Annotated in this window: 20 protein-coding genes and 1 pseudogene; 8 read left to right on the forward strand and 13 right to left on the reverse strand. The window is 41.7% G+C overall.

Annotation, left to right across the window (positions count from 1 at the left end; genetic code table 11):
* Window positions 1-251: 251 nt before the first annotated feature.
* The 9 genes from NWP22_RS11645 to NWP22_RS11685 all read right to left on the reverse strand — a co-directional run bounded on the left by NWP22_RS11645 (window position 252) and on the right by NWP22_RS11685 (window position 9,181).
* Complete coding sequence (locus NWP22_RS11645) at window positions 252-611, reverse strand: hypothetical protein (protein ID WP_271731323.1); 360 nt, start codon at window positions 609-611, stop codon at window positions 252-254.
* Window positions 612-693: 82 nt separating this feature from the next.
* The gene (gene cysS / locus NWP22_RS11650) at window positions 694-2,139 is read right to left on the reverse strand and encodes a cysteine--tRNA ligase (RefSeq protein WP_271731322.1); all 1,446 of its coding nucleotides are present in this window, start codon (window positions 2,137-2,139) and stop codon (window positions 694-696) included.
* 6 nt (window positions 2,140-2,145) lie between these two features.
* Window positions 2,146-2,493: a phosphoribosyl-AMP cyclohydrolase gene (gene hisI, locus NWP22_RS11655; RefSeq protein WP_271731321.1), complete on the reverse strand. Its 348-nt coding sequence runs from the start codon at window positions 2,491-2,493 to the stop codon at window positions 2,146-2,148.
* Between the two features lie 164 nt (window positions 2,494-2,657).
* Window positions 2,658-3,308, reverse strand: a complete 651-nt coding sequence (gene folE / locus NWP22_RS11660; RefSeq protein ID WP_271731320.1) for a GTP cyclohydrolase I FolE — start codon at window positions 3,306-3,308, stop codon at window positions 2,658-2,660.
* Between the two features lie 119 nt (window positions 3,309-3,427).
* Window positions 3,428-4,462, reverse strand: coding sequence for a CobW family GTP-binding protein (locus NWP22_RS11665; protein WP_280801913.1), 1,035 nt, complete (start codon window positions 4,460-4,462; stop codon window positions 3,428-3,430).
* 115 nt (window positions 4,463-4,577) lie between these two features.
* Window positions 4,578-6,431 (reverse strand): threonine--tRNA ligase, encoded by a 1,854-nt coding sequence (gene thrS / locus NWP22_RS11670; RefSeq protein ID WP_271731318.1) that lies wholly within the window; start codon window positions 6,429-6,431, stop codon window positions 4,578-4,580.
* Between the two features lie 167 nt (window positions 6,432-6,598).
* Window positions 6,599-7,855 carry a TIGR02221 family CRISPR-associated protein gene (gene csx2, locus NWP22_RS11675; RefSeq protein WP_271731317.1) on the reverse strand — a complete coding sequence of 419 codons (1,257 nt, stop codon included), beginning with the start codon at window positions 7,853-7,855 and terminating at the stop codon, window positions 6,599-6,601.
* 81 nt (window positions 7,856-7,936) lie between these two features.
* Window positions 7,937-8,863: a CRISPR-associated protein Csx3 gene (locus tag NWP22_RS11680; protein ID WP_280801914.1), complete on the reverse strand. Its 927-nt coding sequence runs from the start codon at window positions 8,861-8,863 to the stop codon at window positions 7,937-7,939.
* A gap of 12 nt (window positions 8,864-8,875) precedes the next feature.
* Window positions 8,876-9,181, reverse strand: coding sequence for a CRISPR-associated protein Csx3 (locus NWP22_RS11685; RefSeq protein WP_271731315.1), 306 nt, complete (start codon window positions 9,179-9,181; stop codon window positions 8,876-8,878).
* A 41-nt stretch (window positions 9,182-9,222) separates the two neighbouring features.
* Here NWP22_RS11685 and NWP22_RS11690 point away from each other — a divergent pair, with 41 nt between their 5' ends.
* Together NWP22_RS11690 and NWP22_RS11695 are read left to right on the forward strand one after the other, a co-directional pair.
* The gene (locus NWP22_RS11690; protein ID WP_342393877.1) at window positions 9,223-10,653 is read left to right on the forward strand and encodes a TIGR03985 family CRISPR-associated protein; all 1,431 of its coding nucleotides are present in this window, start codon (window positions 9,223-9,225) and stop codon (window positions 10,651-10,653) included.
* Complete coding sequence (locus NWP22_RS11695) at window positions 10,616-10,846, forward strand: hypothetical protein (protein ID WP_271731314.1); 231 nt, start codon at window positions 10,616-10,618, stop codon at window positions 10,844-10,846. The genes NWP22_RS11690 and NWP22_RS11695 overlap by 38 nt, the downstream gene beginning before the upstream one ends.
* A 127-nt stretch (window positions 10,847-10,973) precedes the next feature.
* Here NWP22_RS11695 and crn3 read toward each other — a convergent pair whose 3' ends face one another.
* Window positions 10,974-11,873 carry a CRISPR-associated ring nuclease Crn3/Csx3 gene (gene crn3, locus NWP22_RS11700; RefSeq protein WP_280801915.1) on the reverse strand — a complete coding sequence of 300 codons (900 nt, stop codon included), beginning with the start codon at window positions 11,871-11,873 and terminating at the stop codon, window positions 10,974-10,976.
* 927 nt (window positions 11,874-12,800) lie between these two features.
* Between crn3 and NWP22_RS11705 the strand changes: the two are divergent.
* Together NWP22_RS11705 and NWP22_RS11710 are read left to right on the forward strand one after the other, a co-directional pair.
* Window positions 12,801-13,108: pseudogene (locus NWP22_RS11705) on the forward strand (glutaredoxin family protein).
* 33 nt (window positions 13,109-13,141) lie between these two features.
* Window positions 13,142-14,629 carry a UDP-N-acetylmuramoyl-L-alanyl-D-glutamate--2,6-diaminopimelate ligase gene (locus NWP22_RS11710; protein ID WP_271731310.1) on the forward strand — a complete coding sequence of 496 codons (1,488 nt, stop codon included), beginning with the start codon at window positions 13,142-13,144 and terminating at the stop codon, window positions 14,627-14,629.
* Window positions 14,630-14,637: 8 nt separating this feature from the next.
* On the opposite strand, the gene NWP22_RS11715 is transcribed toward NWP22_RS11710, so the two are convergent.
* Together NWP22_RS11715 and NWP22_RS11720 are read right to left on the reverse strand one after the other, a co-directional pair.
* Window positions 14,638-16,077 carry a sensor histidine kinase gene (locus NWP22_RS11715; RefSeq protein WP_271731309.1) on the reverse strand — a complete coding sequence of 480 codons (1,440 nt, stop codon included), beginning with the start codon at window positions 16,075-16,077 and terminating at the stop codon, window positions 14,638-14,640.
* A gap of 135 nt (window positions 16,078-16,212) precedes the next feature.
* Complete coding sequence (locus NWP22_RS11720) at window positions 16,213-17,019, reverse strand: ion transporter (protein ID WP_271731308.1); 807 nt, start codon at window positions 17,017-17,019, stop codon at window positions 16,213-16,215.
* Between the two features lie 80 nt (window positions 17,020-17,099).
* Between NWP22_RS11720 and NWP22_RS11725 the strand changes: the two genes are divergently transcribed.
* From NWP22_RS11725 to NWP22_RS11740, 4 genes are all read left to right on the forward strand, one after another.
* Window positions 17,100-17,525 carry a nucleoside deaminase gene (locus NWP22_RS11725; RefSeq protein ID WP_271731307.1) on the forward strand — a complete coding sequence of 142 codons (426 nt, stop codon included), beginning with the start codon at window positions 17,100-17,102 and terminating at the stop codon, window positions 17,523-17,525.
* A 373-nt stretch (window positions 17,526-17,898) separates the two neighbouring features.
* A complete protein-coding gene (locus NWP22_RS11730) occupies window positions 17,899-18,360 on the forward strand; it encodes a P pilus assembly/Cpx signaling pathway, periplasmic inhibitor/zinc-resistance associated protein (RefSeq protein WP_271731327.1) in 462 nt (153 codons plus the stop codon).
* 74 nt (window positions 18,361-18,434) lie between these two features.
* Window positions 18,435-18,689, forward strand: a complete 255-nt coding sequence (sipA, locus tag NWP22_RS11735) for a regulatory protein SipA (protein ID WP_271731306.1) — start codon at window positions 18,435-18,437, stop codon at window positions 18,687-18,689.
* 32 nt (window positions 18,690-18,721) lie between these two features.
* Window positions 18,722-19,300 carry a peroxiredoxin gene (locus tag NWP22_RS11740; RefSeq protein ID WP_271731305.1) on the forward strand — a complete coding sequence of 193 codons (579 nt, stop codon included), beginning with the start codon at window positions 18,722-18,724 and terminating at the stop codon, window positions 19,298-19,300.
* Between the two features lie 69 nt (window positions 19,301-19,369).
* On the opposite strand, the gene hetF is transcribed toward NWP22_RS11740, so the two are convergent.
* A complete protein-coding gene (hetF, locus tag NWP22_RS11745) occupies window positions 19,370-21,865 on the reverse strand; it encodes a cell division protein HetF (RefSeq protein ID WP_271731303.1) in 2,496 nt (831 codons plus the stop codon).
* Window positions 21,866-22,549 lie beyond the last annotated feature (684 nt).

Genomic DNA, 22,549 nt, shown 5'->3' on the forward strand with positions numbered 1-22,549 from the left:
TAGCCCATTAAAAGACCATTGTCCGTATAAAATCTTCCTTGTCCACTTTCCTTCCTTGTCTTCGGTAGTCTTGCCTTCACAGATCATATTAAAAACCTACCCTTGTAAGGAAGGGGGTGGGGTCAAATAATATTCGATACACTAATCATGAATTGACAAACAACCTCTGGGAACTCTCAAGAGTTTTCCTCATCCTCAATTACCCAACCCCTCTCCTTAGCAAGGAAAGGGGAGAGTTTTTCAACAGATGTCTAATAAACTAAGGGTGACATACCGCGCATTTGACGCAAAGCATTAATACACTGTGGACAGTCACAGTTAAATAAGTCAACCGCCATATCACTTTCTTCAATATTAAACCCTAGCAAGGGAACTTCATTTTCATCGCTAGAAAACTCTACTCCGGGTTGATATTCAGGGATTTTAGCCAATACAGAAGCTCTCACACACACAGGACGCCATATATGGTCATTTTGTATGCAGCTGAGTTTGTCTGTGTTGTCTGGTTCTGTTTCTGCGGCCTGGGCTTGATTTGCCATTGCTCCCATAGCGAGAATTGAGCTAACTAGCATGGGAGTAGAAAGTAAACTCAGTATAGTCTTTTTATTCATCGGGGTTCCTTGTAAAACAATCTAAAACGATCCTGACTGCTGAGATTATCCGATTAAATCTTACGATTTAAGTAAATCTTAATCAGGAATGCCAACGAGTCGTACCATCTGGTTGATCGATTAAAGTAACGCCGAGTTCCTGTAATTTTTGACGAATGCGATCGCCTTCCGCAAAATTCTTAGATTTACGGGCTGTTTGTCGCTGTTGGATTAAAACTTCAATTTCCCCATCAGTTAACCTGCTAGGGGCGACAGTGGGGGCTTCTGGTGCTGCTTCCAGTCCTAATACCCCAGCTAAGGTGACTAAAGTTTGCCATTGCTGCTGAATTTCTCCTGGGGTCAGGTCTGTTTTTCCTTGGTGAGTTAACAGATTGCTTTGACGGCGTAACTCCTTAGCCAGTTCAAATAAAACCGCCAATCCTCCCGGTGTATTAAAGTCATCATCCATAGACCCTTGAAAACTCTCGATATAGGGATTAGGGATTAACTCTTTCCCGGTTTCCAGTCCCAGCTTGTCACCGTACTGATAGCCAAACAGTAACCCTTCCTTGAGGGTTTTCCAGGCATTTTCCGCCGAGGCGATCGCCTCTTTAGTAAAATCCAAAGGGCGGCGATAGTGTCCCTGTAGGATAAACAATCTTACCACCATCGGGTCAACACCTTGATCCAGCAACTCTCGAATTGTGGTAAAATTCCCCAAAGACTTAGACATTTTCTCACCATTCACCGTTACCATACCATTGTGTATCCAGTAACGCGCCAACGGTTTACCAGTCACCACTTCCGATTGGGCGATTTCATTTTCATGGTGGGGGAATACTAAATCACCACCACCGCCGTGAATATCAATAGTATCCCCTAGTAATGACCTGACCATAGCCGAACATTCAATGTGCCATCCTGGACGACCTGAACCCCAAGGTGAACTCCATGCTGGCTCCCCCGGTTTAGCCCCTTTCCACAGAGCAAAATCCGCCGAGTTTTGTTTTTTCTGTCCTGATGGGTCTTCTACATCTACCCGCCCACTAGCCCCGGCTTGCATATCTGACACATCCCGCCCTGACAGTTTACCATATTCACAGAATTTATGCACATTGTAATAAACATCACCATTGGTGGCGTAGGCATAACCTTTTTTTTCTAATTCCTGAATTAATTGGTGAATACTGCTGATATTTTCCGTTACACGGGGATATGCTGAAGCATCCATCACATTTAACCGTCTGATATCCTCAAAGTAAGCATCTATGTAGCGTTGGGAAACTTCCTCCATGGAAGTTCCTTCTAAATTAGCGCGGTTAAGAATTTTATCATCAATGTCGGTAAAGTTCTGCACATATTCAACCTCGTAACCGCGCCATTGAAAATACCGGCGTACTACGTCCCAACCTATATAAGAGCGTGCATGACCCAGATGACAGTAATCGTATACCGTGACACCACAGCAATACATTTTCACCTTACCAGGTTCTTGGGGTTGGAATGGTTCTTTTTTATGGGTGAGGGTATTGTAGATGGTCAGGGTCATAATTAATTAGTAATTAGTCATTTGTACAGAATTAAAGAAACAGCTTCTCGCCCCTGTGTGACAAGCAATGTCACCGATTTGCTCAACTTTGATCAAGATAGTGTCGCCGTCACAGTCATACAAAAATTCTTTGACTTTTTGAATGTGCCCAGATGTAGCCCCTTTGTGCCACAATTGGGAACGCGAGCGACTCCAGTAATGTGCTTCACCTGTGGCGAGGGTTTTTTCTAGGGATTCCTGATTCATCCACGCCATCATTAACACCGTACCATCTTTATAGTCTTGGGCGATCGCCGGAATTAATCCTTGACTATTAAATTGTAATTCTGAAATTACCATAGTTTCTCTCCTCACTGAATTTTCACATTAGAGTATTTAATCAATTTATTTAATACTTAAGCAAAAATACTTTTTATGGTATATTCAGTTACATTCTATTTTGATTATGTAGAGACAAGAATTCTCCCATCTCTACACTTACTACCGCAGCTATATAGATACAGCCCTATGATAACTATTTAATGAAAGTTAGCACTATGGCGGATTAAATTCATAAATTCTTCGCGAGTCCGACCATCTTCAGCGAAAATTCCCCGCATAGCACTGCTAACAGTCCAAGAACCGGGTTTTTGCACCCCGCGCATCACCATACACATATGGGTTGCTTCCACTACTACCGCCACACCTTGGGGTTTGAGTAGTCTTTGCAATGCGTCAGCAATTTGGGTAGTCAGACGTTCCTGTACTTGTAAACGTCGGGCGTACATTTCGCAAATGCGGGCTATTTTAGATAAACCGATGACTTTACCATTAGGTATATAAGCCACGTGAGCGCGGCCAATGATCGGTAGGATATGATGCTCACAGGAACTGAAAATATCGATGTCCCGAACCAACACCATTTCATTGGCGTCTTCTGTAAATACTGCACCATTGAGCAGTTCATCCAAAGATTCAGTGTATCCCTTTGTAAGAAATTTCAAGGCTTTCATCACTCTTTTGGGAGTGTCTTTGAGTCCTTCGCGGTCTGGATCTTCACCTAATCCAATCAACAAAGTCCGTACAGCCTGCATCATTTCTGCTTCTGTTACTTTTGGTTGCTTTTGAGCAACTAAAGACGATAGTACCTGATCGGCAGAAGTTAGATCGGGACGAATCGATAAAGTCATTTTTTGAGTTTTATAAGGAATGTTTTACTGAAGTGGTCAGTTGTTCAGATGTCGGTTGTGATTTACCGCTGACTTACCCTGACTCATGAATGAGTGTAACATAACTTTACACCCTCTCATCATATCAAACATTTATGCAAATGAGAGTTAATTTCACTAGGGTTCAAATTTCTCCCAATAAAAACGAGTTGATTTTTACGTGGACTACACCAGTTGTCAGCGTGTAAATTATAACGTGGTCCGCTGAGTTGAAAAATATGGCGTAAATCACTATCATCAAACCACAGTATACCTTTAGCACGAAATACACCCGGTGGCATTTCCTCAGTCAGAAAAGCTTCAAACCTGTGAACATCAAAGGGGCGATCGCTCTGGAAGGAAATAGAAACAAACCCATCATTATCTAAATGATCTGAGTGATGATGGTGATGTTCATGGTGATGATGGTGATGATGGTGATCATGCCCCTTGTGTTCATCTTCTTCTACAATTGAGAGATAATCTTGTTTAGGTGTTAAATCTGTATCTAAAAGTAATGGTAACGGCACCTCTCCATATTGAGTGTGCAAAATTTTTGCCCCAGCTTTGACCTCATAGATGTAGTCTTCCACTTCTTGAAGTTTAGCAGGAGTTGCCAAGTCAACCTTATTGAGAAGAATAATATCACCATACGTGATTTGCTTCAAAGCCGATTCACTTTGAAAATGTTCAGCGTCAAAAGCTTCTGCATCCACCAAAGTAATAATAGAATCGAGGTTAGTTAAATCTCTGAGTTCCGTACCTAAAAACGTGAGGATAATCGGTAGCGGGTCAGCTACCCCAGTAGTTTCAATCACCAAATAGTCAATACGGTCTTCTCTTTCTAATACCCGATAAACAGCATCAACCAAACCATCATTAATGGTACAACAAATACAACCATTACTGAGTTCCATCATGTCTTCATCTATAGAAACCAGCAATTGGCTATCAATATTAATATCCCCAAATTCATTCACCAAAACAGCAACTTTTAAATCTTGTTTATTTTTGAGGATTTGATTTAGGAGTGTAGTTTTACCACTTCCTAAAAATCCAGTAATCAGAGTTACCGGCATTCCCCGCTTAGGAATCTCCGATATAATGTTTGTTTGAGATGGTGTGAAACTAGTCATATGATCTGTGTTGGTGATCAAGTAAGTTTTGTCATTCCTGGGGGGTAGAATACCAACCCCATAAGATGTATAATTTTCAGGATTGAAAGGATTATCCGCACAAAGAGTGAAAAATCTAGATTAAGCCCTTAGAAGCGATCGCTTCCTGTAGCCGTGGTAAAATTTCATCGATGGTCAATACACCTAAATCGCCATTTTGTCTAGTGCGGATACTCAAAGTCTGATTTTCCACTTCCTTTTTACCGATAACCGCCACTACGGGGATTTTTTCTAATTCAGCTGTGCGGATTTGCTTACCCAGTCGTTCACCACTATAATCTACTTCTACCCGCATCCCGGACTGTTTGAAAGTAGTAGCGACAGATTGCGCATATTCGCGGACATCATCACTAACGGGTAAAAGTCTGATTTGTACTGGTGCTAACCATAGAGGAAAATCCCCAGCATAGTTTTCGATTAATATCCCAAAAAATCGCTCTAAAGAACCAAAGATAGCCCGATGAATCATAATTGGTCTTTGGCGATCGCCTTCTGGGGTAACATATTCCATATTAAAGCGTTCCGGTAAGTTAAAATCAACTTGAATAGTGGAACATTGCCAACTACGACCAATGGCATCTTTAATTTTAATGTCGATTTTAGGGCCATAAAACGCCCCACCACCTTCATCAATAAGATAGTCCCAACCCTTAGTATCTAATGCTTGTTTAAGTGCAGCAGTAGCTAACTCCCAAACATGATCATTTCCCACTGATTTCTCAGGACGGGTAGATAAATTAACTTCGTAATTAGTAAAGCCAAAGTCTGACAAAATCTGTTCTGTGAGATTTAAAACTCCCAGAATTTCCGGTGCTATTTGTGCAGGTAAACAGAAAATATGACCATCATCTTGAGTAAATCCCCTTACCCGCATCAAACCGTGTAAAGCACCAGAACGTTCATAACGATAAACAGTACCCAGTTCACACATCCGAATGGGTAGCTCTCGGTAGGAGTGGAGTTGATGCTTATAGGTGAGGACGTGGAAAGGACAATTCATCGGTTTGAGTTGATATGCTTGTTGTTCCACATCAATGGAATCAAACATATTTTCTCTATAGAAATCAAAGTGACCCGATGTTTTCCACAGTTCCAAATTAGCTACATGGGGGGTATATAGTAGTTGATAGTCGGCTTCTAAGTGCGATCGCTTCCAGTAATCTTCAATGATATGGCGGATTTGCGCCCCTTTAGGATGCCAAAAAACTAACCCACCACCAGCATCTTCTTGAATACTAAATAAATTCAAATCTTGACCGAGTTTTCTGTGGTCACGCCGTAATGCTTCCTCTCGTTGTTTTAAATAAGCTTGTAAATCTTCTGGAGTTTCCCAAGCTGTACCATAAATGCGTTGTAGCATCGGCTGAGTTTCATCACCTTGCCAATATGCACCCGCCACATTTAATAATTTAAAAGCATCGGGGTGAATTTCCCCGGTAAAGTTGATATGGGGTCCAGCGCACAAGTCCCACCAAGAGTTATGATTAACCATCCCCCCTGATGCAACTGTAAATAATGACGGTTCAGGCTGCACAGGAACATCAGGACTACCGATAAAATAACGGGTAATAATTTCATCTAGGGGGATGCGTGCTAAAATATCCCCTTTGTAAGTTTCCCCCAAGTTAGTAATTTCTGTTTGAATTTCCCCACGTTGTACCTCTTCGCGGATGATGGGTAAATTAGCCTGAATAACCCGCCGCATTTCCAAGGTAATTTTTTCCAAGTCCTCCGGGGTAAAACTCACAGGAGCATCAAAATCATAATAAAAGCCTGTTTCTGTCACCGGTCCAGTTGCTACCTTAGTCCCTGAAAATAGCTTCTGTACAACCATAGCCAAAATGTGGGCGCAGGTGTGACGAATCCTGATGAGCTGTTCATGGTCTTGCTGGTGCAGTTTCTCCTCAGACCGGATGATTGAACTAACCATAGCCGTAAAATAATGATAACCGTTATCATTATATCCCACAATTAACCAGATGAGATTAATCTTTCCTGAAAATTATCCCCAAATCAGGATGGGGAGCGATCGCCCACCAGAGTATAAATTATAACGGCAAAATCAGGCATTTCTAGATCATTAACTCAGAAGTAGTTTTACACAGTTTCATCCTGCAAATTCCAGACCTTTGCAATGGCTTCAAGTTCCTTAATAATCAATTCCGTTTGATGCAAAATATTTTGGGCATTTTTAGGATTTTTCCGAAATCCTGCGTGTAACACATCATTACGCAGATTAGCCAAGTTTAATTCACCACCCCAAAGTCTGTTTAATTGTTTCTTTTTTTCCTTGGGAATATTAGACCATTCTACCAGATATTGAGATTCCTTAATAAGGATACCATCTTTATCCTTAATTTTACCTCCAGTTAATAATAGTTCCATTTCCTCCCTATATCCTTTATCTAATGGATCTAACTGAAAGTGATAACATAACAAAGAAGGTAGCCATTCCCGCGCCATAGATAAGGCTTGAACAATTTGTCCTTTCGCCGCGTACCACTCGACAATTTTCAGTTGTCGTAATAAAGATGATTGTGGGTAATAGCGATAATCTGTTGAGTTAAACAAGCCAAAACTACCATAATCTTTTTCTACACGCTGCAACAAAGCTGCAAATGGTGGTACAGTTTGAGAAACCATTGGTGCTGCTGCTGCAATACGTTCAGGTAATATTGCTGATTCTTGAATAACATCCATGGGACGTAAAAGCTGTAAACCTTGTGCAATTCCTTCGATACTGACTGCTAAATCCTTAGCTGTAGAGTCACCTTGATCAAGTAAGCTTGCTAATGCTTGTCCATTTCCTGTTTTAATGAACTGGTCAGTAGCAGTCGTCCACTCCAATAAGCTAACTATGGGTAAAAGGTCAAATATAGGGGTTTTATTATTAGTTTTGGCATCAAATGCACCATATATTAGGCCTTGAATCTCGACTTGACGGACAACACGTAAATAACTAACAGCAATTAATGCTAAAACAGGTAGAGAACGAAAGCCATTTGTAATGTCAAATACTACTCTATCACCCTCTTCTAAACAGTCCGTTAACATTTCAAATAGTTTCCAGATATCTGAGGTACTGTGTCCTTCAGGTACATTATTTATTGGTTGTAAATTAACTTTATCGCCAAGTTTCTTCTTGAGTGTTTCCCAACTAGATTCCGTCTCATTATCTGGAATACCTGTAGCTGCTGTATTCGTCAATAAAACATAAAGAGTATCAGGTTGGTAAAATTCTACTAAAGCTTCTTGAATAAATTTAGTTTTATATTCCCCAGGAGCAATGGGATTAAGGTAAGTAGTTTCTTGATAACCTCTTTTATTAAAGCCGAGAAATGAAATCGCCTTCATAATATTTAATCCTTGATTCTTATTTTTTTTTACAGAAGTTTGTCCCATATCCAAATAAGTTTGAGTAGTAAGCTTGCTAACTTACTCTCTTCTACACAACCCCACCAAAACCTGCGCCAAAGCCTGTACCATGGGACGAGAAGAAACATCTTCTCCCCGTTCCAGGTGATGAATACTACCAGTTAGCAAAGGAGATTTTGTAAAAATTTTATCTTCCTTACCATCGTAGTCACTATAAAGATTAGCAACAATCTGTATATTTAAATCACGACAAAACTCTTCCCAAAGGGGAACTTCCTCCTTACCCTTATCCCCAGCTAAAATCACCGCATGAGTAGCTTCACGCATAATCAGCCGATTTTCTGGTGTAATTTTACCACCCACATCAATGATATTTAGTGGTGTATTGGCACTCCGTACCCAGCCCGCCGCTTTAATGGCAAACTCTGGGGTAAACTTAGCCTTGTAGTCTTGTTTTAGTTTTCTGGCTAAATCAATATCTCGCCGCGCAGCATCGGAAAACCAAGCACCTTCCCCATCTGGACAAGCAGTAATCACATAAGGATAAGGTGCGCCGGGAATATTGCCAATTGCCTGTTTCAAACCTTTACGCAGACAAGATTTACCAGATTGGGGCGGACCACACAATACAACTTTGAGATTTTGTTTACTTTTGTGGGTTTCACTGGTTTCAATCACTTCACCCAACCGATAAGCTGGAGTATGGGTAGCAACAACAATGTAAGTTTTATATCCTGGCTTACCAATTTTGGGGTCAAAAATGGCGATCGCACCATACAATTGAGATATCTTATGAGAGATGAGATAACTTACCGCCACAGAAGCAGGTCCATCAATCTTAAGTAATTTTCCCCCCGTAATTTCCCCCGATGCAAGCATTTGATCTAAACGCGCTCCCGCATCCCTAACAATTTGGTCACCGTGAGCAGGTTTACCAAACCTCACCTTTAACACATCCTCATCCAGACTAATGTGATAGCTAGTCATAACTTTAATCTCTCACTTAATCAAATCGCCCAATTTATACTCAGGATTATGTGTAATACAAACCACATATTTACCTAACTTGGGGTCAAAACAAGCGATCGCACCATAAAGATGAGCCAGTTTATGAGCTAAAACAAACGCCACCGGTACAGAAATAGGTCCATTAATCCTCAACAGTGGACCACCTCCTAGTTCCTCTGAATCTTGCATTTCCTGCAGTCGCGCCGCAGCATCCTGAATAATTTGGTCATTTTGAGCAGTTTCCCCAAAACTCACCCGCAAAATGTTCTCTTTCAAAGCAATTCTATAACTAGTCATCTGTGCACACTGTTGGGTCAATAGGTATATCATACATCCCAGTGGAAGCAGCCAATTCCAATATGTTGTATGCTGGTCTTAGCAATGAATCTACTCAATCAGTGTTTAAGCCAACTTTTGTAGACACTCCCCAAATAGAACTGCTGCAATGGTTAGCACGCGGTTCTCTCAAACAAAACCTCCCCAGAGCAATTCGTTTATGGGTGTGGTTACGTTATTTGTATGGACAAGACCCCTTAGCGCTGAGTAATTCCTTTACCTTTGCTCAGTGGCGGGATGCTTTTTTTACTTCCACCCACCCCAAAGGGGAAGCAATTCCTCAGTTACATGATGTAAATTGTCCTTGTAGTAAAACCACTGCTACATGGTTATTACAAGCGGGAATTGTCAAATCACAATGGCAAAAGTCCCTGTTAACTCACACTGGTATTTCTGAACCTAAATTAAATGAAATATTACAACAAAGACTATTTGGCGTTACACGTCGTTCCTTACAAGCAGACCTAGAAATTCTCGCCGAAATAGGATGGTTAGAATATCGACAACAGAAATATCATCGGGTCAAAAAATTCCCCTCTCGTCCCATGATCACCACATCTGGGACTAGCGACGAATTGAACTTTCTCAATCAAGAAGATTTAGCCGCGATCGCTCAAAATCATGCCCAGATGATCCGTAGCGTACAGCGATTTTGCTTTCAACTTGACTATGTAATCCCCCGTAAGACTATAGACTTAGTTGATGATTGGCAACATCAATTACGGGAAATCTGGGAACAAGAGCCAGTACCACCTCTAGAATTAACTTACAACAGCGCCAGACTTAAACACACTGTGCAATCTATAGTTTACCCAGTATGTATCTATTATGTCCAACGAGCAGTTTACCTTTGCGCCTTAGGCGAAAGTCCTGACCGCAAAACTGATTGGTATAACTATCGACTAGACCGGATTCACCATATTACACCCATAGACTGGACAAATCCATCTATTCCCCAGGTTTTACAACAACGCTACTACAACGGTAATTTACCCAGTCCCGATGAAATTGAACGGGAAATGTCTCAAGCTTGGGGATTTGATTTTTATTTACCCTCCCGACTGATGCTGTTGCGATTTGACCGAGACCACCATGACCGCTACATTCGGGATACTGTTCGTCATCGGACCTTTGAGGCCGTTACCTATCAGGAAGCAAAATATTTAATTCAACAACATACATCAGTACTCGAACAACAAGCATTACTGCAAGTTCTCAATCAGCGCTCCTCACAAGATGCTTACTACCGTGTGCAATATCGCCATCTAGATTACAACGTCAGTATGCGTATACGCGCCTGGCGACCAAAAGCTGAAGTTATTATGCCTCTAGATTTACGCCAAAGTATCGGCGCTGATGTCGCCGCTGAATATTTGCTCTATCTGGGTCAAGAAAATGATCAACACCCCAAAATTAACGGTAAAAGCAGATAAGTTACATAATGCCAGATCATTACTTGCAGATTCTCGCCAATATGGTAGTAAGATATGGCAGGAGTTCCAATTTGGTAAAGAGGGTACTCTCTGGTTTTACCAAGAGTTATTACAGATTTACATCACCACCGGCTCAGATTTTTTAACTGAGGAATTTTCACGAGTAGTTAATTATTTATCTCAGGAAGGTTAGTTTTCAGTTTAAAGCCTGTTGCATTTGCTGTAAAACTCATTTCCCCAAGCCAAACACCAAGCGATCGCCATTGTCATAAAACCAGTATCTTGCATTTGACACTCCCCTAGGTTAGATTAATGTGAATTTATTTATTTAAAAGTATTAATCTTCTCAACCGTTTTAAAAAAGCTTGGGGAACAGCAGCAGGTTCTCCCGGTATCCACGGCCCAGCAGTCATTTCTAAATAGGGTTTCTGCTGATGAATGATTTCCATGGGAGTCAGCACACTATTAATCACACCGATGGGTTTTAAATTACCACGCTCGCCACAAAATTCATGCCAAGCATCAATAGCTTGACTATGGCAACTGATAATCAGATAATGACTACAAGCCTCTAAAATCGGTAACTTTTGCGGTTGTTCCACCCCCCCCACATCCACAATTACCAAAGACTTCTCCCGTCGTAACTGAAGGATAACCTGAGAATGGTAGGGGAAAAACTCATCTGTCAAAGAACCGCGATCGCCCCTATTAACAGCCTCCGTACCCAAATCTAACAGGTAATTACCCTCACCATCCCAACGGGCGCGTTGCAGATATATATCAGGAGTTTCACCAGACAAAGCTGTAAACAAAGCATGAGAAAACACACTTTTACCACTATTTGGTGGTCCGACAATCATTAACGCTGGACATAATTGCTGGTGGTAACAATAAGGGGGATGTATATCAATTACTTCCCCAATGTCAACCACATCACAGTTAGTTGCTACCACCACCGCACCTAAATGCGGTTCATAACAAGCTACCCAAGCCGTAAACTGTAGTTTGTCAGTTAGGTAAGCATACAACCAAATGGGGGCGCGTCCAGAAATTACCACACCAGCAGTAGTATCAATACCAGATGGTAACTCTAAATCTATTAAATCTCCTGGTTCAATCAGGCCATCGCTTTTGGTTGAAGAAATTAATAAAAATTGGTATTTCTTACCTTGCTTAATCACTGGTTCACTTAACTGTAATCGACCCCCGTCCTGAGTCATCAGCCTTTTTCCTTTTTTGCAGTCTGGGTAAAACTACATCAGCATCATCAATATTTTCGGAATCTCAACGCGGTACACTACCAGTTTTTTCGCCACAAATAAACCCATAAACAAAATATCCTCTCTTGAAATCAGTTCATTATTACACACCCATGGAAGAGGACTATTCCAATTTTTTAAAGTTTGTATAAATTAATCTCATAAAAGTATTATTTGCGTAATAATCACCACATTCCCCCAAGGGGACGGAAATCACAAACCCCACTGTTACTAATGAAAAATGCCCACAGGCGCGGGCATTAAGTAGGCTTTCTGTCACTTTTATTGGCTACAATCATGTTGGATCATGATGCTTTTATTCTTCTGGATTTTCCCAAATAAATCAAGTACTTAAAACTGTAATTTTAGACATAAATAGCGAAATTATATCTTTTTATTTATTCATTCTCCAGATGACAATAGAGCCAAACTTAGAATTTATGTGACAACTCTAGTATCTGCTGATTGTCTTTGAAAATTTCCGGTAATTATCTGGCGATAATTGTAATTATATCACAAAGATGAATTGGTATTTACCACTACCATAAACATCCCGTTGACCAGCAAACATTTCACGACAAAACTGAGATATTTATGTCAATTAACCTGGAGAATTGCCGGGAATTTTATATTAAAACTATAAGTATGGTCAGGTTGAAAACCCCAGGTATTCCCAGTCTTGGGGTTTTACTTTTTTCCCCATTCCCCATTCCCAATTACCCCCAATGCTCAAGATTAGCCGAAAGATAGATGAAATTAGATCACCAATTGCCTTATATTATCGCTCAAACAAAGAGCGTCAGGTTTGAGGGTGTATCTGCTAGCCAGAGTAATCTGAATCCGCTCCGTTAAGATAGAGTTTAACCAAGCTATCAATGTTTTCAGAAAATGCGATTGATTTTATACAGCAAGCCCGGATGTCATTTGTGTGAGGGTTTACAAGAAAAGTTAGAACAACTCGAAAACCTCAATTGTGAGTTAGAAGTTCGGGATATTACCACTCGTGAAGACTGGTTCTTGGCTTATCAGTATGAAATACCGGTTCTTTGTTTATGTAACCACACAGGAGCAGAAGACACCGAGGGAGGGGTAATTGAGGAGCGTTTACCACGTCCTTCTCCCCGTGCTAGTGTGCAGCAGTTAGCCCAAATGTTGGGTAAGTATTTATCCATTTAGAAAAAAATAATGCAGAATAAGCGCAAGAGATTTGTGTGACGAGGTGCACTAAAATGAAATTGCGTGAACTACTGGCGGTTGTGGATGGTGTTAATTACTCTTTTGTCCCTGATGTAGAAGTCAAGGGCTTAAAGACTAATTCTCATGCTTGTAGTATGGGTGATTTATTCATTGGAATGCCGGGAACCCGGGTAGATGGTGGGGATTTTTGGCCCAGCGCCATCGCCTCCGGTGCTGTAGCGGCCATTGTTTCACCCCAAGCATTACAAAACAATCCTCCCACACAAGGGGCTGTGGTTGTCAGTGCTGCGGATATGACTAAAGCCTGCGCCCAATTAGCGGCAGCTTTTTACGGTCATCCAGGCAAAAAACTCCAGCTGGTGGGTGTAACTGGCACTAATGGTAAAACTACTACTAGTCATTTAGTGGAATTTTTCCTCAGTCAAGCTCATCTACCTGTGGCTTTGATGGGAACTCTTTACACTCGTTGGCCTGGTTTTGAACAAACTGCCCTCCACACCACACCCTTTGCAGTGGAATTACAAGAACAGCTAGCAGCAGCCGTGAATGCCGGTTGTGAGTTTGGTAGCATGGAAGTTAGTTCCCATGCTTTAGCCCAAGGTCGAGTTTTAGGGTGTGAGTTTGAGGTGGGGGTGTTTACTAATCTCACTCAAGACCATTTGGACTATCACAGGGATATGGAGGATTATTTTGCTGCCAAGGCTTTATTATTTACTCCCGAATATCTCAAGGGACGCGCAATAATTAATGCTGATGATGCCTACGGTCAGCGTTTAATTGCGTCTCTAAGTATATCAGGACAGGTGTGGAGTTACAGTGTTAATAATCACAGCGCCGATTTGTACATGAGTAATTTAATGTACGAACCTAATGGTGTCAGCGGTATCTTACATACCCCAACGGGTAATGTGGCTTTTCGTTCTCCTTTGGTGGGGCAGTATAATTTAGAGAATCTTTTGGCAGCTGTGGGTGCGGTTTTACATTTAGGACTAGATTTACACTTGCTGGCTGCGGCTATACCACAGTTTCCTGGGGTTCCCGGACGCATGGAACGCGTACTTAGTCCTGAAAAAGAAATCACCGTAATTGTGGATTATGCCCACACCCCTGATAGTTTGGAAAATTTGCTCAAAGCAGCACGGCCGTTTATTCCCGGGAAGATGATCTGCGTGTTTGGCTGTGGAGGCGATCGCGATCGCACTAAGCGCCCTAAAATGGGTAAAATTGCCGCCGAATTAGCAGATATAGCCGTTGTCACCTCAGATAATCCCCGGACAGAAGACCCAGAACGGATTTTACAAGATGTTTTAGCAGGAATTCCTCATACGGCTCAACCAATAGTAATATGCGATCGCGCTACAGCTATTCGCACTGCCATTTTACAAGCCCAACCCGGCGATGGAGTCTTATTAGCTGGTAAAGGTCACGAAGACTACCAAATTCTCGGCACTGAAAAAATCCACTTTGACGACCGAGAACACGCACGGGAAGCTTTACAAGAAAGACTCAAGACCCGTTGATCTCAAAATCAAACACCTAGCTTCTTCTTACTGCTGACTTCCAAAGGTAAGAAAATAGTTAAAACTTCTCCGTAGTGTTGGCGTTGGCGGACAATCAGTTTACCGCCAATAGCCTGAAATAGATGCTTTGTGGCAGCAAGATTTAAAGTAATCGTACCGGTTTCGGGTTGAAACATCAGTAATTGCCCCAAGGCCTTGCGAATTGGTGGTGTAACATTACCCGTGGCCACGCTAGTACCTTGACAATGTAATTGGGGTGATAATTGTAACTTCAGTTGATCCCCCGCTGGAATCACCTGCACTTGAATATGACTTCCTGGGGGTAAACTGCGGGTGAAATTCTCCATCAACCCCGTGAGTACCTGATCTAACATATTGGGATTACTCACCACTGTTGGTAATTGCTGCGGTAAAACTACATCTAAAGTCAAATTTCGCCGATGTGCCGCTTGTTGCCAACGAGGGACACTCTGCCGCAGTACCTGATCTAAGGACATGGGTGTGAGTTGACTACTTGCAGATTTCACCGCCGGAGAAGTTTCTAATTCTGCGGCTTTAAACAATAACTCCATGCGGTCAATTTGCTCGGTACACTCGTGATCAATAATTTCTAAGCGATTAGTAACTTTAGCTGGTAAATCTTGCCGTTTGAGTAGTAAGCGAGTCAGGGTGCGAATAGTCGTTAAAGGTGTCCGCACTTCGTGAGCAAAAGCTTGGAGTAATTCTACATCGGGTACTGGGGATGGCTTGGGGGCTACCCTTTCCTTTTCAGCATCTGCAGTCTCTTCTAATACTTCTTTATTGGCGGGGAATGCTGTTAATTCCTCCAGTAACAACCTGCTAAACTCCATGATCATCCGGTAATCTGGTGTGATTGCAGCATAGTTTTCAACTAATGTCTCCAGTTCGGCGCTAAATTCTGGATTACTCAGCATTACCCTCGCACTCAGCGATCGCCAAGCTTGCTCTACCACTTCCGGCTCAAAGGAAAATGAAAATGTTTTATTACCTCTGTGATCTTCTGCCAAAACCAACACTAATCTCAATTTTTCTGTAAAAACTAAGCAAAATCTCTCTCTTACCAGTGGATCTGCTGGTAGTAAAGGTAGTACTGTTTTCTGGGGAGCCATTTCTTGACCTCCTGTAGCAATCACACCAGGCCTCTGAAATGGCATCAATGCCAAGGGGTTAAATGGCTGCGCTGTAAATGTGACACTTTGCAAGCTCTGATTTAATTTTGCCTGAGTAAATAAAGGTGCTGGTGCTGCTAATACTAAGCCTTTAGTCCCATCAAGTGAAGCAGTTGCTAAACTGTTGATCAGTAGTTGTTCCGTTGCAGCCACACTCACCCGCCACTGTCGCTCTGCTTTGGTTGGTGAGCATTCAGCCACAGTTGCCTGACTGGCAGCTACAATTTCACTCAGGCTTGGCAAGATCCATTGATACACAGGTATTCACCCCTTAATTGAAGAGCGACGGCAGCGTTTAAATTAGACATTTGACTACTACCTATGAGGTTATATTCTTTTGTGTACTCGCAACAGTAGTATAACCGAACATTATAGGGGCAATTTCCCCTGTTATCAGTTCAATTCCCAGATTGTCAACTCACCCTTGAGTAACTCAGTCCCACACCGTTTACAAAACTTAGCATCTACATCATGGAATGCTAAACCGCAACCAGAACAAACTATTTCTAGCTGATTAGCACTTTTCACCAATCGCTTAATTAAGTCCCCTACTTGCCAAGGAATTAAAGAAATACCTGTCAAAATCATTAATACTGTCAGCAAGCGACCTAATTCTGAAATCGGGGTCAAATCCCCAAATCCCACTGTTGTCATCGTCACCACCGAAAAATAAAACGCATCCAAAAATGTGCCAAAAACATCAGGGTTGACTGGATGTTCTACCTGATAAATTAAGCCAGAGTAAATAAATATAATGGCAAATAAAGTAAATAAAATTCTGGCTAATATTTCCCCATCTTCCGTAGTGATAGTACCAAATAAAAATGGTCTATCTATTAATTTAATTAACCTTAAAATTCTAAAACAGCGCAAGAGGCGAATAAACCTCAAATCAACTCCCCCTATAAAAAATGTTAAAATTGCTATTAAGTCAATAGTTGCGTAAAAACTAAAAATATAGTTAAATTTATTTTCAGCACTCCACAGGCGCACTGCATATTCTCCAGCAAAAAATATCAGGATTACAATGTCAAGAACATTTAAATCCATGAGAATATCCTCAGGAATATTATAAGTCTCAGCGACAAACATACCTGATGAGAGTACCACCAAAACCATAAGTGTTAAATTAATCGCTTTACCTGTTGGTGTTTCTAGGTCTTTTAAGTAAAATTCTGTTTGTTTTCTGCTTACTAACATATTCAACACCTTTGACAAAAGACAAATAAAAGTTAAATAGGATATGATGAGAATTTATCATTAATAAATGACTAATTCCGATGCAACCAGAAGATTTTATGCGCCTAGCACTCCAAGAAGCTCAAAAAGGAGATGCTCCTTATGGTGCTGTAATTGTTAAAAACCAAGAAGTTGTCGCTGTCGCTCATAATACCGTCAATCGAGATAGCGACCCATCAGCCCATGCAGAAATTAACGTGATTCGCCGCTTAACAGCTAAACTTAAAAGCCCTTCCTTAGCAGGTTATACAATATATACCACTGGTGAACCTTGTCCTATGTGTGCTACGGCCTGCGTGTGGGCGGGGATATCTGAAATTGTCTATGGTGCTTCCATTCAAGATTTAGTCTCGGTGAATCAATCACAAATTCTTATATCCTGTGAACAGGTAATTACTCAATCATTCAGAAATATTAAAATCACAGGCGGGATTTTAAAGCATGAATGTTTGGCATTATTTAATTGAGCAAAATATCTTTTGAGAATTGTTAATATTTTTAACAAGGCTCTAAATAAGCTAAAAATCTGTTAGCCACAATAGCCGCTTGAGTGCGATCGCTTAAGCTTAAGCGGTTAAACAAACTGGCGGACAACTGCGATCGCCAGTAATACCCACTCCAAATACAGCAAAAACCGAAAAGGATGATTATTAATTGTAATAGGGCGATTCATACAGATACTTTATAGGCTTACCGTAGTGTACAGGGAATTACCCATGATATTTTGCATTACTCCTAGTGACTTTAGTCATGGGTGTAACCATGACTTTATGCTCATCTCACTTTCATAGGGGATTTATTATCATGGTGACATCAAGCCAAGATACTACAAGAGATATTATGAAACTTAAACCATTATCCCTACTAGCTGCAGCAATTGCCTTAACTGTAACTACAATACCTGTTGCTGTTCAAGCGCAAACCAGAACCTCTTCACCCATAGAAGTAGCACAAACACCTAGAACACAAAGAGGTCAAAAAGGTGATTGGGGTTGGCGGCGCTTGAATTTGACAGATACCCAAAAAGCTCAAATGCAAGCCATTAAAAGCAACACCCACGCTCAAATCGAAGCAATTCTTACCCCAGAACAAAAAGCAACATTGACCGATAATCGAGGAAAATGGGGTTGGGCTAAGTTAAATCTAACTGAACAACAGAAAACCCAAATGCGCCAAATCCGGGAATCTTCTCAACAACAGATGTTAGCACTTCTGACCCCAGAGCAACGGCAACAAATGCAGGAAATGCGCCAAAATATGCGATCGCGCCGTCAGCAAGGCAATTTCCCAAATAGAGAATAAAAAATTAACTCAATACCTAGTAAAAGTTAGGAGTTATGAGTTATGAGTTAGTCAAGACTCCTAGCTTGATAAACATGACTCCAGAATTCGCCATTGGTAGTAAGGTCAGAGTTGTAGCACTACCGCCCTACGTCAAAACCGCAGATCCCATGCCCACGCTGCGCCCCCCTGATGTGATTTCTTTAGGGGAAGAAGGTACATTAATTGACCGAAAACCCGGAGGATATTGGGTTATACACTTTACTAAGGGCAATTTTTTGTTGGATAGCCAATATATTGAAAGCACAGATATCCCACCCGCAGCTCACCAGGGTAACCAAGAATTGTAAACTTGTGTAAAGTTGTCATTTTGGTCAGCACCATGATTTCTCGGCGCAATTTTTTCAATCTATTACTTGTCAGCTGTTTTGCCCTCATCAGTTGGCTGCATCTTACCCCAGCGGCCCATGCAATGGGTGGTAAACTTCCGGCCATCAATCAGCCCGCACCAGAGTTTACTTTGCCCACCAATACAGGTGATGGTACAGTTTCTCTTTCCGATTGGCGGGGTAAGTGGGTAGTCCTGTATTTTTATCCCCAGGATTTTACCTCCGGTTGCACTATTGAAGCTCGTCGTTTTCAGCAAGACCTACCCAAATACATAAATAAAAACGTTCAGATTATTGGCGTGAGTGCCGATGATGTTGATTCCCACGCCGAATTTTGTGATTCCCATGGGTTGAAATTTCCCCTATTAGCTGATACCACTGGGGCTGTGAGTAAGGCTTATGGTTCTTGGCTCGGTGTTGTATCCATGCGCCATAGTTTCATCATTGATCCCGAAGGAATTTTGCGTGAGATTTTCCTGAAGGTCAACCCCTCAATTCACAGTACAGAAGTTCTGGCGCAACTGGAAAAGTTGCAATCTCAGACTATCCCAGTCCAGCTATCAGCTTCTTAGTCCTGAAGAATCCATCCCTCAACCTAACTTTTGACCGGATTTTGACGGTTAACTGTCAAATTGTAACCGTCAATTTTCTTCACCTTTTTCCTGCAGGAGCGATCGCCACTTCGACAGGGCTTCTTTTGACCACAACCAATTCTGAATCAATTCATTACTCTGGAAATTCACTGGTTGATTGGCGATTACCATATCTCTCAACTTCACAGCCTCATTAACATATTGTCTTTGTTTATTAATAGAAGGTTGATTATATGCAGATGTATACATCCCCAGCGCTAATCCAGCATAGGAAGTTAAAGCTTCTTCGGTGAGTTCCGTACTCATAGTTACAAGTCCAGTAGAGGCAATCCTTTGCTGATTAAGAGCTAAATTCAAGGCTTGGAACCAAGAAGAATTAGCTTCATTGAGATTACCGTCTGCATAGTGGGCAAATCCCAAAGCATTATTATATAAAGGTGAATTTGCTTCAGATTCTAACGCACCTTCCCAATAACGACGGACATCATTAATACTGTATTTCTGGTTTCCAGTCTGAACAAACTGCCATGCTAATCGCCCTTTTAAAAACTTCACAGATGAATCATCTAGTTGGTTTTGCGGAACTAAATTCAGTAAGGCTTCAGCAGCAGTCAGTTCACCACGATTGAGTAGTTCTGTGATCCATCGTAGTCCTTCGTCTAAGTCACCCCCGCCTAATTTTTCCTTAGCCTTAGTAGTTATGATTCCAGTGGGGGCATTTTTAATGTTGATTTCAGGCTGAATGTCTCTAGGTACAGACTCCGGAACAATTGACGGTGTAACCGATATAGGTGTTTCTTGTGGTTTTTCTCCTACAACAATTAAGCTAATAATTATACATATAACACTTACACCCACTATACCAATAACAGGCCACGGCCGGGGTGATGATTTTCTTGGGGTGAGAGTCTTCCGGTTTTGTCCCACATATTTAGCCGCCGGGGGTGGGGATTCTAGTGTTTCTTCACTTAATTTCAGTTCCTCATTCTCAGAAGCAGTATCTTGGGGCAGATAATATTCCCGAACTTGGTTATCTCTCATCCCTTGTACAGGTTCCTGATAGGGAATTTCCTGATGTAGCTGACGAAACAAATCTGAAACTAAAGCCGAATCTTCCGCATAGTCCGGCTCATCATCAGACTCAATTTCATCTACTAGGTCGCCCCATGTTTCTTCACCTAGCCAGTCTATATCTGACAGGTTGGGTGGTGTTGGTATAGAATCATCAGCTAAACCACAATAAATCATCTCATCAATGGGTAAAACTATGTCTGTCTCATTTGTCATGGCAACATACATAGCAGTAGGATTTTCCCTCAAAGGCGGCTGATGAATATACTCTTTGAGTGATTTCGCACTTAAATATTCTGGACTTAAAGATATTTCTGGACAGAACGAACCATCAAAATCCTGTTGGAGATATAAAATTGGTAAAGCCCAGTAGTTCTGGTGAGAACCATAGGTAGAAATTAATCCCTGGCGTACTAGATTGACACACAAATCTACAGGGCATCCCTGACTGAGCTTGTGGTAAAACAATTGTGTCAGCGTTAGTGCTACTTCATCGGGAATGCGTTCTGACATAGCCAACACGCTGCCAATTCCTCGCCTCACCAGGCTTTGCGTCAAGTTACCTTGAGCCGTCATGTCCCCACCCGGGTCGGATGTAGCTGTGTATGCTCCCCAACAGGAATTAAACACAACCATTTTAATATTATTGTTAACTAGCAACCCTGCTAAATCATCACCACTCAGAGTTTCCGTTAACCCAGTTCTTCTACTGACAAGGTAAATTTGTCCACCTTGGGGACTTCGGCTACTATGACCAGAGTAGTGTAGAATTTGGTATCCCCCTTGTTCTAACGCTTGGGTTAATTCTTCGCGCCCTGGTTGATCTAGTATGGTCAGCGAAATCTCTGGTAAATGATGGCCACTTCTGTCATTTCGTCTTTTCTGACGCTGAAGTTCCTCCTGGAGGTTGATAGCTTCTTGTTTGAGTAAATCAAGACGGACTTGATCCGGAGGAGAAGCTAGTACCATTAAGACTTTGACTTTTCCAATTTCTGGGAGTTTTGATTTGCTTCTCAATGGCAAACCAGATCCAGCCATTGTTCCGGTTTGGTAGCGAGAAAAAGCAATATAAGGGCCAGTAGCCAGAGGGCGATCGCCTGCGTGCATCACTTCCCAGGGTAGACGTGCTAACCTGACATCTTTTAGCCCCAATCGTAAGTGCAGCAATTTTTGGTGGTTTTGGGCAATCCCTTGGGCAGTAATCCAACTGTCTCTGATAGTGCCTTGAAATAGTGCATTGTACAATTGCTGTCCCAATGTCACCAGATTAAAAGAGTTTTTAGCGATCGCGTTTCCCTGGAACACCGATTTGAGCGGGTCATTCATCAGATGTCCAGCAGATACTAACCACTCAGTTACAGGCCAGGTTACCAGTTCTTCTGCTAATGGCACCCCAGTCGCGACTTGTTCCGTCCGCACCAAGTAGTCATTTTGCCCTACTGGGGTTACGGAAATATGAAATTCCTGGGTCACAACTTTTCCTGTTCGCCTCCTTAATCGAATTGAAACTTTGAGTTTCAGATCTAGACTTTCGCTCCTTCTCACACTTTAGATGCTTTCTGCGACTGAATGTTTCTCAGCCGGGTTATTTTTGCGGTTCCTTGGTTATAAGTTTATCCCCATTAGTTACCCACTGGCTAGCTAAATTTAATTCATTGAACTGCGATTAGCTCTATTTTGTGCTTTCCTCCGGAAAGACGTAAATGTGTCGCGGACGTTAAATTAGTAGATGCACCCTGATAACTAACTCCCCTGATTGGCTAACACCGGTTAGGGGATTTTTTTATGCTTCTCTCCGGAAAAAGGCAGATGTGTCCCGCAGATTAAATTGGTAGATGCACCCTGATAACTAACTCCCCTGATTGGCTAACACCGGTTAGGGGATTTTTTTATGCTTTCCTCCGGAAAGACGTAAATGTGTCACGGATATTAAATTAGTAGATGCACCCTGATAACTAACTCCCCTGATTGGCTAACACCGGTTAGGGGATTTTTTTATGCTTTTCTCCGGAAAAAGGCAGATGTGTCGCGGACGTTAAATTAGTAGATGCACCCTGATAACTAACTCCCCTGATTGGCTAACACCGGTTAGGGGATTTTTTTATGCTTTTCTCCGGAAAAAGGCAGATGTGTCCCGCAGATTAAATTGGTAGATGC

Origin of the sequence: Anabaenopsis tanganyikae CS-531, from assembly GCF_029891675.1 — a bacterium.
GTDB lineage: Bacteria > Cyanobacteriota > Cyanobacteriia > Cyanobacteriales > Nostocaceae > Anabaenopsis > Anabaenopsis arnoldii.